Source organism: Frankia sp. AvcI1 (genome assembly GCF_001420875.1).
Classification (GTDB): domain Bacteria; phylum Actinomycetota; class Actinomycetes; order Frankiales; family Frankiaceae; genus Frankia; species Frankia alni.
In genome coordinates, this window is sequence record NZ_LJFZ01000015.1 from 1 (window position 1) to 12,451 (window position 12,451).

Sequence of the window (12,451 nt, forward strand, 5' to 3'; positions counted from 1 at the left end):
AGCACGAACCCCGCGAGCACGTCCGTCTCGAACGTCGCCAACTCCTCAGCGGACGCCGCCGACTGCCGCGCGTCCCGAATATCGCGTACCACCGCGAGCGCCAATCCGAGCACCTCACCTTCACGCAGACAGCGGAGAACGCAACCCACGTGAGGAACCTTCAAGAAGTCCGAGGCCGCGTCAACACGGCACGCAGGCCCGCCAAGAGCCAGAACCACCTGGACCACAGCACCTACGGCTACCCGCCGCAGATGAACCCCAGCGATGTCGGACTACCGGTGCCACCGACGGGGAGCGCGGCCCGATGACCGCCGAAGACGAGACGTGGCGCCGCGACGCGCGGTGGGCGACGGTCTGGCCCACCGGCCGNCACAACGCCGCCACCCACCAGACCCGGCGACCGCCAACCGATGCGCCGCACGGCGACGCGGCGATATCAGCGGCGGTCGCCGCCCACGCGATCGCCGCCTACAGCCGGCCCGGGGACACGGTGTGCGACCCGGACTGCGGACGGGGAACAGTCGTAGCCGAAGCCGTGCACGCCCGCCGCCACGGCATCGGCATCACCACAGACCCCGACCAGTGGGAGACCGCCCGCACCGCCCTCACCCTGGCAAAGGCCCGCGGCGCCCGCGGCGACGGGATGATCCTCGACGCGCTGCCCGACGGCGAGTCCTGGACCGGACTCGGACCGNTCGACCTGGTCCTGACCGCNATCGGACCGGCCGACCCNGCCGAGCCGACCGGTCCGGCCAGGGACCGGCTACGCGCACGGCTGGCCGCCTACCGGGACCTGCCCCGGCCCGGCGGCCACCTCATCGTCATCACCGCCTACCACATCGGCGGCGGGCTGGACCTCGCCAGCCAGGTCGCCGCCGCCGGCCGGGACGTCGGCTGGCGGCCGGTGCAGCGTGCCGTCGCGCTCACCGCTGTCCCCTACACCCGGGCATGCGGCACCCACCGCCCGCCCGGGCGGGCACGCGCCTACCCGGTCCACCAGGACGTGATCGTCTTCCGTATCGAGGGCCGACCAGCCCGGCGCCCGCGCCCGCCGCGCCCACCGGCGCCGCCCGCCGCCCTCAACACCTCGCACCGCCCGGCCGCCTAGCACTCCGTGCCGGCCGGGCCCGTGCGCGCACCGCACCGCCGCGGCCGGCCTTCTGGTTGGAGCCCCGCATGTCTGATGACCTGCTGCCCATCCCCGCGCTGCCACCCGCCCCGCCCGCACCGCAGCGCCAGCCCGGCTGGTGGTGGCGGCTCACCCACCCCCGCGCCGCACGGCAGGCGCGCCTCCTCGCCGCCCACCACACCTGGACCACCGAACGCGCCCGCGCCGCCCAGATCGACCTCGTCCGCGCCGGCTTCCACCTCGGATCGATCCCCTTCGGCTACCAGCCCCACCGAGTCACCCTCCCCGACGCCGTCGGCCGGCCCCACCGCCGCGTCCGCCTCGTCGTCGACCCCGGACCCGCCAACGTCGTCGCGGCGATCTACCGATGGAGAGTCGACGACCGGCTCAGCCCCCGGTCCATCGCCACCCNCCTGCATGGCCTCGGGAGCCAGTTCTTCACCCCAGGCGAACCGGCGAGCGGGCTCCCGCGGCCGTGGACCCCGACCGCCATCAGCCGCATCCTGGCCAACCCCGTCTACACCGGCGCCACCGTCTGGGGCCGCACCCGAGGCGGCCAGCCCGTCGCACCCGAACACTGGATCATCTGCCCCCACGCCCACCAGCCGATCATCGACGGGCGGACGTTCCTCCACGCCCAACTTCTCGCGCCCCCCGGCACCACGGTCCTCAGCCCGCACCTGCCGCCCTGGGAATTCCCCCAGAACCCCCCGCCCGACCCGGGAACAGGTAACAGCCACCTCGGGGCGATCGCGTGACAGCACGCCCGGAGGGTCCGCTGCCGCACGCATCGGCCACGCCGGAGTGCCGGACCGGCTGGTGGCGGCGGTTCACCCACTCCCACCCCGCCCGAGCAGCGCGGCAGGCGCTTCTGCTTGCGACTCCCCACGTCCGGACCACCGATCGCGCCCGCCAGGCCCAAGTCGAGCTCGTCCACGCGGGCTCCCACCTCGGCCCGGAGTCCGCCGGCTACCAGCCACACCGGGTTACCGTGCTCGACCGCGATAGGCAGCCCCGCCGCCACGTTCCCCCTGGCCCCATTATCGTCATGGTCGTCCGGCGGCGAGTCGACGACCGTCTCAGTTCCCGTGTCGTCGCTCTCCGCCTGCCGGACTTGTTCTACTCGCCGATAGCTCTCGGAACCGGTTTCCCAATGNGGNCGTGGACCCCTTCATGGAAGATCCACACAACCTCGACCCGCTGCCAGGATTTCTTTGATGAAATAGATTCTGNAGAAGCCCGCGATGGCCGATGAGAGGCCGTCGGATCAAGCCGCTGAACCACCGGGTCGTAACGATACTCCCGTCATGAAACTGGAGATCATTACTGTTGGTGGGCTGGAAGGCGAGCGGTTGTCCAGGTTNCAGACTCAGGTGTTCATGGAGGTGCTGGAGTGGCTAGCCCACAAGCGATACAAGCCTGGGGAGGAAACAGGCGCGTAGACGGCCGAGGCCAGACGCCAGGAAGCGCGGCTGGTACCCCCGGCGTCATCCGACTGGCGTGGGCCGGACGCACGTCCACCTACGATCAGNAGGACCCGACATTGTCATTGCCTCGGCAGCTGCGAACTTCCCAGCGGGCATTGCCGCCGAACGCGGTGATCGTCGCGCATTTCTACGACGTGGAGTCCGGGCGTAAGGACTTGGCTGATAGAGGTCATGGCCGCGCGCACGAAATGTTCCAGATTCCCATACCGCGCGACGGTGGTGTGGCCGATCTGCTTGAGGAAGCCGCGCGACCCAACCGACGGTTCGACGCCGTGATCTGTGAGTCCATTGACCGGATCGCTCGACGCACCTACATCGGCACCGAGATCGAGCACATCCTTGAGCAGGCCGGCGTCCCCCTCCNCGCCGCAGATGAACCGATTCGACTGGACGGGAGTTTCGTCCGGCCGAAGACCGCCACCCAGGTGCTGACCCGTCGGCTCAAGCAGGGGGTAGCTGAGTGGTACGTGGTGGAGATGCTGGAGAAGTCCTGGGCGGGCTTCGAGACCCACACCGAGCAGGGCTACAACGTCGGCAAACCGTGCTACGGATACCGAGCACATCACGTACCCCATCCCGTTCCGGCCAGGCGAGCAAAAGGCGTGAAGAAGACGCTGCTCGCGGTCGAACCGGTCGAAGGCGCTGTGGTCCGCAGGATCTTCACCTGGAGGGTCACCGAGCGGCTTGGGTACGGCGCGATCGCGGACAGGCTGAACCTCGATCTCACCGAGAACCCCCCGCCGGTACCTGTCGAACCAAGCCGGGCTCGGGGCGAATGGAACTACTCTAACGTCCGAGACGTGCTCACCAATCCGAAGCACACCGGCCACATGGTCTGGAACCGGCGGGCACGCAAGGGCGCGGGCAAGAACCGGGTGAACCCCGTCGAGAATTGGGTCTGGTCTCCCGAGCCCGTGCACGAGGCGCTTATCGACCTAGAGACTTTNGTCCAAGCGCAGGAGGTTGCGCCACTGCGGGAACGTTCCCGTACGCGTTCGGGCGTNAGCGCGCACTCGAACTCCGTTCGGACCTACCGCCTGCGCAGCTACGTGTTCTGCGATCTGTGTGGACGAAGGATGAGCGGTCGGGCCCCGCGCGGCGTCGGCTACTACGTCTGCGCCCCAAAAGGCGGATACGTCGCGGCCGANCATCCGCAGAAGGCGGCTATCTGGCTCCGNGAGGATGATCTGGTCGCCGGCGTCAACGCGTTCCTAGCTGAACGGGTGTTCGGTCAGTACCGTCTGGACCTCCTCGATGCTCATCTGAGAACAGTGGATGCGGACCGAGGGCATGATCGGGAGCGACAGGTCGCGGCGCTACACCGGGCCATCGCCGACACCGAGGCCCGTAGCAAGCGCCTGCTACGCAACTTCGAGCTGGTAGACGACCCGGACCAGGACATGGGCCGCGACATCGCCGAGCGGNGGATCGAACTGAGGTCTGAACGAGTGGCTCTTCAGCAGAAGCTGGCCGCGCTTGAGGACGAGGAAGCCGCGGCACCCAATCCCGGCCTACTGCGGGCACTGCCGGTGGGGCTCGTCGAACTCGACGAGCTGCCCGAGGACCTGTCCCGCCGCCTCTTCGAGGCGCTTCGGCTCGAAGTCCGCTACAACCGCGCGACTAACATCGCAACTTGCCGGGTAACCCTGACAGGCGAGACCATCCCGGCTACCGCCCGCGTCGGCGTCGATGCGGTCAGGGCTATGCAAGACGTCCCAAGAAAGATCAATAAGGAGGAAGTGGCCATGCCCGTGCAGATCTCGGAAGGGATCATGCACGGGTCTGCGTGGTGCCCCCAACGGGATTCGAACCCGTGCTACCGCCTTGAAAGGGCGACGTCCTGGGCCGCTAGACGATGGGGGCGCGGTGACGATCACAGCCGGGGCGGAGCAGGCNCTCAGCCACATCGTCGATCGTCTGAAGCACTGCAAGCATAGGGGATGGCCAGGGCAGCCGACAAACCCGTCCGCGCTGGGTGCGGTCAGGGTCTGCCGGCGACATGGGCGCGCAGCGCCGGGCGCGGGTCGGCCCAGCGGTAGCGGGAGTGGAAGAACGCGCGCACCGGCCGGCCGCCGATCGCGATCGAGTGGGTGATGCGCACCCTGCCGGCGTCACNGCCTGCGTCGGCGAGGTCGAAGGACATCGTGACGTCGTCGGCCCGCTCCAGCGGGGTGTTCGGATCGTAGACACGCAGGGTCACCGCCGTGTCGACCTGGGTGTAGGCGTAGGCGAGAACCTGGTGGTTCAGGCCGAGTTTCAGGGGATCCGCCGAGTGGACGGTGATGACGCCGATCGGGGCGAGCCTGCCGGAGTCGAGATCGAGCCGGATCCGCGGCCACTCGTNGGCGAGGCTGCGGCGGCCGACGCCGAGGCGGCCCAGCGCGCCGCCGGGCCGCCCCGGAACAGACCCGGAACGGTTGGGGACAGAGCCGGGACCGTCAGAGGTGGAGCCGCGAGGGTCAGAGGTGGAGCCGCGGCGGTCCTGCCGGCCAGTGCCGGGCCACCACGCGACCCCGCGGCGCGNCTGGGGGTAGGTGTCGGCGGCCCGCATGAGGCCGTAGTACCGGGCGACGCCGCGGGGCAGGTCGAAGCTCGCCAGCAGCCGGCGCACGAGGTAGCCGTACAGCGGGGAGCCCCGCCGGGGCGGGTCGGCGTCGGGCGGCGCGGCGAGACCGGCCTCGAACAGGTCGCGCACCGCGAAGATCATGCCGCCGCACAGGCCGCGGCTGGCGTCCCCGATCCCGAGGCCCCAGGGGAGGCCGGGCAGCCGCAGGGCCAGCAGTGGCTGGACGTCGAAGCTGTTCGTGAACCGGAACGCGCTGACGCCGGGCCGGAACCCGGGCACGGCAGACCGAACCACCCAGTTCTGGGGGCGGTCACGGTCCATGGTGCTGCCCCTCGCCCGACCCCACACCACCTGGCCAGACCAGACGGCGGGTGCCGGTCATCGTTCGGTGAACGCGCGGTCAGTACACGGCGGTCAGTACACGGCAGGCGGTGCGCAACGCCGCAGTCGGCGCACCGCGCCGCCAGGCCGCAACGGCCCCGTCCGACGTCGTCGCCGCGTGCGCCGAGGCCGGCGGACGGCCCATCGGGCCGTCCGCCGGTTCCCCAACAGGTCCACCCTGCGCCCTCCCGGTGCTCAGGTGGCCCTTGACGCGGACGTCGACGCGAACCGGACCCCGCCCGACGGCCTCCCCGCCGGCCGGGCAGCCCGGCATTCGGATCTTCACACTTCCTTTACGTCGCGTGGCCCCAAGGTGGGGGCCCGGACCGGCCGGCTTGCCCGGTTCTCAACCGAACGGACAGCCTTTCGGACCTTCGACCCTGTTCCACGAGGTCGGACCACCGACACCCTCGCAAGGGCAGCGACTGCCGCCCGGACGAGGGAAAGGAGGTGCTTCCGGCTACGCGCCGGGTTGGNGCGATCTAGATGTCGCCTCCGATGCTCGGGACCCCCTTCAGCAGGGCACGCACCTCGGCCTCCCGGTACCGGCGGTGCCCACCAAGGGTCCGAATCGACGTCAGCTTGCCGGCCTTCGCCCACCGGGTCACGGTCTTCGGATCAACCCGAAACATCGTGGCTACCTCGGCGGGCGTCAGCAGCGGCTCGGCGTCCGGCGTTCGTGTCGTCATTGTGTTGGCCTCCCGTCACAGAGCGTCGCTCCGTCCCATACAGATCGTGCATCCTTCGGGGGCATTTCGGACATGGCACGTCAGGACCATCTGCTGNCTAGTCACAGCTCGTCCGAAGCGGACGGCAACTCTCAGTTAANGGAATGCGTCGATCAGCTTGCGGATTCCCGCGCCTGCAAGGGTCTCCACCTCATCAGGACCCGTTCGTAGGCTTCGACCGCTAGGTCTGTTCGCCCACGGCGTAACGCGCTGACAGCCTCGACGATGTCCTCTACCGAGCTGTCGNGCCGAAGCATGTCATCGTCGAGCAGGTCAACTAGCCCGTCGTAGTCCAGTTCGACCCTGCTCTGCGGATGGAAGGACCCCAGCCAACGGGCCAGATCGCCGATGCCCTCGACCGCGGGGGCCTCGCTCGAACCGCCCCGCAGCGTCTCCACCGCCTCCACCGCGCGGCTCGCCCGGCGCCGGGCCAGGCTCATCGTCGTCCGGTAGATCATCGACCGTTCGGCGGTGTCCCCGGTCACCAGCGACCGCTCGGCCGGGTCGAACAGCAGGAACCACGGCGGCGGGACCATCCAGGTGCACGTCTGGACGTGGACCTTCAGGCTCGGCCGGCGGGCCTTCCAGCGGTCCAGCTCGATCTCGGCCGGCTCGGTGATCCGCCGCGGCAGGAACGCCTCGGCGACCCGCTCGGGCATCAGGCCGCGAAACTCCAACGCCGCCTGCCACACCCGCAACTGGGTCGACCACGGGCAGACGAACATGAGCCCGTCGATCCACTGCACGAACGCCGACTCGTCGGCCACGTCGAGGGTCGGCCGGATGGTCGCGACCAGGGCGACGGCGCGCTCCCGGCGCGAGCCGGCCCGCCGGGACGGCGGCCCCGCGGCCGCGTAACGCTGCCAGCGCCCCCGCTCCGCCGCCGGGAACGCCGCGAGCGGCTCGTACACGCGCAGGTACGCCGCGGGCGAGACGACGGCCATCTCAGCACCCACAGACCGCGTCCGGCCCCGGGCCCGGCCACGCGCGGGCGGTGGGCGGCCCACCTCGTGGGGCGAGCCCGGTCGCGCGCCGCAGCACCGCGGACGACACCCACGCGGATGCCCTGGAACCTGGCATGCCTCGATCCTGGCACGTCCGCACGCAAGCCGTGCGCGCTACCGGGGCCATAGGGTTCGCCAGGACCCGGCCGACACCGCCGCCCGTGCCCAGCCGGCCACCGACCCGCAGGTCCGCCTGGCGGACGGCGCCGCGACGGTCCGGGTCCCAAGCCGGGTCCGTCCCCCAGGAGGTGCACCATGACGTCGTTGTTCGACGCCGTTCGCGACCACGAACAGGTGCTGCTGTGCTCGGACCGGCGTGCCGGGCTACGCGCGATCATCGCGGTCTACTCGACCGCGCTGGGCCCCTCCCTCGGCGGCACCCGCTTCCACCCCTACGCCGCCGACGACGACGCGCTCGCCGACGCCCTGGCGCTGTCCCGGGCGATGGCCTACAAGGCCGCCTGCGCGGGGCTGGACCTCGGCGGCGGCAAGGCGGTCATCATCGGCGACCCGGCCCGCGACAAGTCCGAGCCGCTGCTGCGCGCCTTCGGCCGCCACATCGCCTCCCTCGGCGGGCGCTACATCACCGCCTGCGACGTCGGCACCTACGTCGACGACATGGACGTCATCGCCCGCGAGACGCGCTGGGTGACCGGGCGCTCGCCGGCCCACGGCGGGTCGGGCGACTCCGGCGTGCTGACCGCCTACGGGGTCTTCGAGGGCATGCGCGCCGCCGCCCGGCACCGGTGGGGGACGGCGGACCTCGCCGGGCGCCGGGTGGGGATCAGCGGCGTCGGGAAGGTCGGCCGCCGCCTCGTCGGGCACCTGGTGGAGGACGGGGCCTCGGTGATCGCCGCGGACGTCGACCCGGCGGCCCTGGCCCGGCTGCGCGCCGAGTTCCCGACCGCGCAGACCGTGGCCGACCCCGACGAGCTGTTCGACCTCGAGCTCGACGTCTACTCGCCGTGCGCGCTCGGCGGGGTGCTCGACGCCGAGACGGTCGGCCGGCTGCGTGCGGAGATCGTCTGCGGCGGGGCCAACAACCAGCTCGCCACGCCCGAGATCGGCGGGCGGCTCGCCGACGCCGGGGTGCTCTACACGCCCGACTTCGTGGTCAACGCCGGCGGACTCATCCAGGTCGCCGACGAGATCGAGGGATACTCGCCGCAGCGGGCCCGGGCCCGGGCGGCCCGGATCTTCGACACCACCGCCGAGGTCCTCCGCCTCGCCGAGAACGAGGGCGTGACGCCGACGAGGGCGGCCGAGCGGCTCGCCGAGCGGCGGATGGCCGAGGTGGGCCGACTGCGGGGGCTGCTGCTGCGCTGACTCCTACCGGCCGCACCGGGTCGAGCGCGGCTGCGGCGGGTGACACGGCCGGCCCCGGAGGCCGGGCCGCGGCACGTCCGCGCAGGTCAGGACGATCGAGGGAATGTGACGGTGCGCACACCTCGGCACGGCGGGTCGCGCCGCATGCGAGCCGGTGAGCGGCCCTGATTCCCCGTTCGAACCCGCCGGACAGCAGGCCTCACGGAGCGCTTCCGATCGTGGACATCTTGTCCGAGGACAGGCAACTGTCGGGTTGGCGTGCCGAGAAGCCTCCGGTCCCTGTAGTCTCGGGAAGCACGAGACAGTGAGAGCACCGGGGCGGGTCCCCGTCGTCATGTTCGAGGGGGTCGAGCCATGGGGCGCGGCCGAGCTAAGGCCAAGCAGACGAAAGTCGCCCGCGAGCTCAAGTACAACTCGCCCAATATGGATCTCGACCGATTGAAGGCGGATCTGGGCGCGGGCTCGACGCGCGAGAACAACAGCGACGACGCGTACGTAGATGACGATTACGGATACGACGCTTACGCAGATGACGAGGACGACCGCCGTTCCTCCCGCTGACATAGCGTCACGTCGGTAGCCGTCCCGCCGCGGCAGGCTCACCCCGGCGGTCGTCGCCGATGGTGGCGGCCCGGGCTTCGGTCCGGGCATCCACCGCCATGTCGTGCTGCCTCCGTGCAGGCGCGATGGCGCTGATCGTCGTGCCCGTCCTCGGTGCACGGCCGAAACGCGCAGCGTTACTCTCGCGTGCGCCCCGACGTCGTGGGGTGCCCCCGGGACCACCGCTGCGATACGCGCCGATCATGCGGCCGTCGACACGCGGCCGCTCTCGCGCGGGCGCGCAACGACCGATGGTGCTGCCGACCGAAGCAGCCGGACGGTGTCGTGGACCGTTGGCGCCGGTGTAGGCGCAGTCCGATGGCCCGGCTGGGCGAGCTCCTCGCCCGCCGCGACACGCGCGGGCGGCTCGCCGCAGCGACACGCGCCTGCGGCTCGGGCCGGGCGACATCCACCGCGGCCCCGCCCTGCCGGCGACCCCGCTTCGCCGGGGGTGTCGCCCGGGCCGGGCGCCGGCCGGACGCCGGCCCGCCGCCGCGAACCGGCGCAGGCCGGCGACGCCCGCCGGCGAGCGGCTCAGGCCGGGTGCCGCCCGATCAGCCGGGCCCGAGGCGCGGCGTCCACCCCCGGCCCGCCGGTGGCCGCCGCCTGACGCACCCCGGCGCCCTCGCGCTCATCGGACTCCCCGGCGGGATGGTTCCCGTCGGCTGCGGCCCCGATCTCGCCGACGACCCACGAGGGCACCTCCCGCTCCGCGAGCAGCGCGAGGGCCGCGGGTACGACGTCGGCCGGCAGCACCGCAACCATGCCGATGCCCTGGTTGAAAGTGCTCTCCATGTCCGACTGGGCCACCGCGCCGCGCTCGGCGAGCAGGCCGAAGATCGCCGGGACCGCCCAGGACGCCCGGTCGAGGGTGGNCACCAGGCCCGCGGGAATCACCCGGGCGATGTTCGCGGCGAGGNCGCCGCCGGTGATGTGGGCGAAGGCGTGCACCTCCACCGCCGCCGCCAGGGCCAGACAGTCCCTCGCGTAGATGCGGGTCGGGGTGAGCAGGGACCGGCCGAGTGTGTCCCCCAGTGCGGGGACGTATGACCTCAGACCCGCCGCAGCGGTTTCGGAGACCCCACCGGGCTGGCCAGAATCGACAGGACCGAACAAGATGTGCCGTACGAGCGAAAAGCCGTTGGAGTGGATGCCGGATGATGCCATCGCGACCACCACGTCCCCGGGCCGGACCCGCTCCGGCCCGAGCACGCCGTCGGCCTCCACGACCCCGACCCCCGTCGCGGCCAGGTCGTAGTCGTCGCTACCCATGAGCCCGGGGTGCTCGGCGGTCTCGCCGCCGACCAGCGCGGCGCCGGCCTGCTCGCACCCGGCCGCGATCCCCGAGACGATCTCGGCGATCCGTGCGGGCACCAGGGCCCCGCAGGCGATGTAGTCGAGCAGGAACAGCGGCTCGGCACCGCAGACGACGAGATCGTCGACCACCATCGCGACCAGGTCGATGCNGACCGTGTCGTGCGTGTCGAGGGCGCGGGCAAGGGCGATCTTGGTGCCCACGCCGTCCGTGGACGAGGCGAGCAGCGGCTTCCGGTAGCGCGCCGTGTCCAGGGCGAACAGGCCGGCGAATCCGCCCAGCGAGCCGACCACCTCGGGGCGCGTCGCCCGCGCGACGTGCCCGCGCATCAGCTCGACGGCCCGGTCCCCCGCGGCGACGTCGACTCCCGCGGCTCGGTACGAGGCGCCCGAGGGCGTCGACGCCGGGATGGCAGCCTCGGCCGGGATCCGTTCGGCGCCGTTCATGCCGGCCTCGCCCCGGCCGGCTGGCGCCGCTGCGCGCTGCCGGTCAGGTCCACGCCGTCGGTCAGGTCGGCAGCATCGGTCAGGTCGGCAACATCGGTCAGGTCGGCAACATCGGTCAGGTCGGCGGCGTCGGTCAGATCGGCGGCATCGGCGAGGCCGGCGGCGTCGACCAGGTCGGCGTCGACCAGGTCGGCGTCGACCAGGTCGGCGTCGTCATGGTCGTCCGGGGACGGATCGCCCCCGTTCATGCCGAGCGTCACCTCCCGACGCATCGCCTCAGCGATCATGTCCGCGGTCGTCTGCGNGCCGGCCATCGGCTCCAGGCGGTGCTTGCCCAGTTTGTCGGACTCGGTCAGCGGCACCGGGTAGACGCCGTCGAAGCAGGCCCGGCAGAGGGACCCGGCCGGCTGGTGGGACGCGGCGACCAGGCCCTCCAACGAGACGTAGNCCAGCGAGTCCGCGCCCAGCGAGGCGCGGATCTCCTCGACGCCGGCGTCGCTGGCGATGAGCTCGTCCCGGGTGGCGAAGTCGATGCCGTAGAAGCAGGGCCAGCGCACCGGGGGCGAGGAGATCCGGATGTGGACCTCGGCGGCGCCGGCCTCGCGCAGCATCCGGACCAGCGCCCGCTGCGTGTTCCCGCGCACGATCGAGTCGTCCACGACGACCAGGCGGCGGCCCTCGATGACGTCACGAAGCGGGTTCAGCTTGAGCCGGATCCCGCGCTGGCGGATCGTCTGCGACGGCTGGATGAAGGTGCGGCCCACGTAGGAGTTCTTGACCAGGCCCTCCCCGAACGGGATGCCGGACTGCTCCGCGTAGCCGACGGCGGCGGGCACCCCGGACTGCGGCACCGGGATGACGAGATCCGCCTCGACGGGCGCCTCGCGGGCGAGCTGGCGGCCCACGTCGACCCGCGTGGCGTGCACCGAACGGCCGGCGATCGCCGTGTCCGGGCGGGCGAGGTAGACGTACTCGAACAGGCAGCCGTGCGGATTCGCCTCGGCGAAGCTCCGCGACCGCACCCCGTCCGCGTCGATGACGATCATCTCGCCGGGCTGGACCTCGCGGACGAAGGTCGCGCCGACGATGTCGAGGGCGGCCGTCTCGCTGGCGACGATCCACGCCCCGTCCGGGTGGTCGTCGAGACGGCCGAGGACGAGGGGATGGATGCCGTGCGGGTCGCGGGCCGCGTAGAGGGTCGAGGCGTCCGAGAAGACCAGCGAGAAGGCGCCGGCGAGCCGGGGCAGCACGGCCATCGCCGCGTCGGCGAGGGTGGGCCCGGGATGGTCGGCGAGCATCGCGGTGATGAGGTCGGAGTCGGTGGTCGCGCGCAGCCGGTCACGCCCGGCGCCGAGCCCCCGCGCGAGTTCCACGATGTTGGTGAGGTTGCCGTTGTGGCCGAGCGCGATCGGGCCGCCGAAGCGGGCCGTGCGGTAGGACGGCTGGGCGTTCTCCCAGGTGGAGGAGCN

The 12,451-nt window shown here is 71.8% G+C and carries 5 protein-coding genes, 1 tRNA gene and 12 pseudogenes; 6 read left to right on the forward strand and 12 right to left on the reverse strand.

Features of this window, described 5'->3' with window-relative positions:
- Positions 1-304 precede the first annotated feature (304 nt).
- The 4 genes and pseudogenes from UK94_RS74110 to UK94_RS54655 all read left to right on the forward strand — a co-directional run.
- Positions 305-369, forward strand: a 65-nt coding sequence (locus UK94_RS74110) for a hypothetical protein (RefSeq protein ID WP_268761406.1), incomplete at its 3' end; no start/stop codon positions are given.
- Position 370: 1 nt separating this feature from the next.
- Positions 371-694, forward strand: a pseudogene (locus tag UK94_RS54650) (DNA methyltransferase); the annotation flags it as partial.
- A gap of 482 nt (positions 695-1,176) precedes the next feature.
- Positions 1,177-1,540 (forward strand): annotated as a pseudogene (locus UK94_RS74115) (recombinase); the annotation flags it as partial.
- A 1-nt stretch (position 1,541) separates the two neighbouring features.
- Positions 1,542-1,887, forward strand: a pseudogene (locus UK94_RS54655) (recombinase family protein); the annotation flags it as partial.
- A 2,516-nt stretch (positions 1,888-4,403) separates the two neighbouring features.
- Here the strand turns inward: UK94_RS54655 and UK94_RS16435 are convergent.
- The 5 genes and pseudogenes from UK94_RS16435 to UK94_RS16455 all read right to left on the reverse strand — a co-directional run.
- Positions 4,404-4,479 (reverse strand) — tRNA-Glu (locus UK94_RS16435).
- Positions 4,480-4,732: 253 nt separating this feature from the next.
- Positions 4,733-4,959, reverse strand: a pseudogene (locus UK94_RS54660) (hypothetical protein); the annotation flags it as partial.
- Between the two features lie 181 nt (positions 4,960-5,140).
- Positions 5,141-5,503: pseudogene (locus tag UK94_RS54665) on the reverse strand (hypothetical protein); the annotation flags it as partial.
- Between the two features lie 542 nt (positions 5,504-6,045).
- A complete protein-coding gene (bldC, locus tag UK94_RS16450; RefSeq protein WP_009741343.1) occupies positions 6,046-6,252 on the reverse strand; it encodes a developmental transcriptional regulator BldC in 207 nt (68 codons plus the stop codon).
- Positions 6,253-6,538: 286 nt separating this feature from the next.
- Positions 6,539-7,235 (reverse strand): annotated as a pseudogene (locus tag UK94_RS16455) (hypothetical protein); the annotation flags it as partial.
- 315 nt (positions 7,236-7,550) lie between these two features.
- On the opposite strand from UK94_RS16455, the gene UK94_RS16460 reads away from it, so the two are divergent.
- Positions 7,551-8,621, forward strand: coding sequence for a Glu/Leu/Phe/Val dehydrogenase dimerization domain-containing protein (locus UK94_RS16460; protein WP_055750561.1), 1,071 nt, complete (start codon positions 7,551-7,553; stop codon positions 8,619-8,621).
- A 354-nt stretch (positions 8,622-8,975) separates the two neighbouring features.
- Positions 8,976-9,182 (forward strand): DUF3073 domain-containing protein, encoded by a 207-nt coding sequence (locus UK94_RS16465; protein ID WP_011601395.1) that lies wholly within the window; start codon positions 8,976-8,978, stop codon positions 9,180-9,182.
- A 573-nt stretch (positions 9,183-9,755) separates the two neighbouring features.
- On the opposite strand, the gene UK94_RS54670 is transcribed toward UK94_RS16465, so the two are convergent.
- The 7 genes and pseudogenes from UK94_RS54670 to purF form a co-directional block, all read right to left on the reverse strand.
- Positions 9,756-10,096, reverse strand: a 341-nt coding sequence (locus UK94_RS54670) for an AIR synthase-related protein (RefSeq protein ID WP_235488275.1), incomplete at its 5' end; no start/stop codon positions are given.
- Position 10,097: 1 nt separating this feature from the next.
- Positions 10,098-10,140: pseudogene (locus UK94_RS54675) on the reverse strand (hypothetical protein); the annotation flags it as partial.
- 1 nt (position 10,141) lies between these two features.
- Positions 10,142-10,687 (reverse strand): annotated as a pseudogene (locus UK94_RS54680) (AIR synthase related protein); the annotation flags it as partial.
- Between the two features lies 1 nt (position 10,688).
- A pseudogene (locus UK94_RS54685) lies at positions 10,689-10,982 on the reverse strand (phosphoribosylformylglycinamidine cyclo-ligase); the annotation flags it as partial.
- Positions 10,979-11,286, reverse strand: a pseudogene (locus UK94_RS54690) (hypothetical protein); the annotation flags it as partial. The pseudogenes UK94_RS54690 and UK94_RS54685, both read right to left, overlap by 4 nt.
- Before the next feature lies 1 nt (position 11,287).
- Positions 11,288-11,429, reverse strand: a pseudogene (locus UK94_RS54695) (hypothetical protein); the annotation flags it as partial.
- Position 11,430: 1 nt separating this feature from the next.
- Positions 11,431-12,450 (reverse strand): annotated as a pseudogene (gene purF / locus UK94_RS54700) (amidophosphoribosyltransferase); the annotation flags it as partial.
- Position 12,451: the final 1 nt, after the last annotated feature.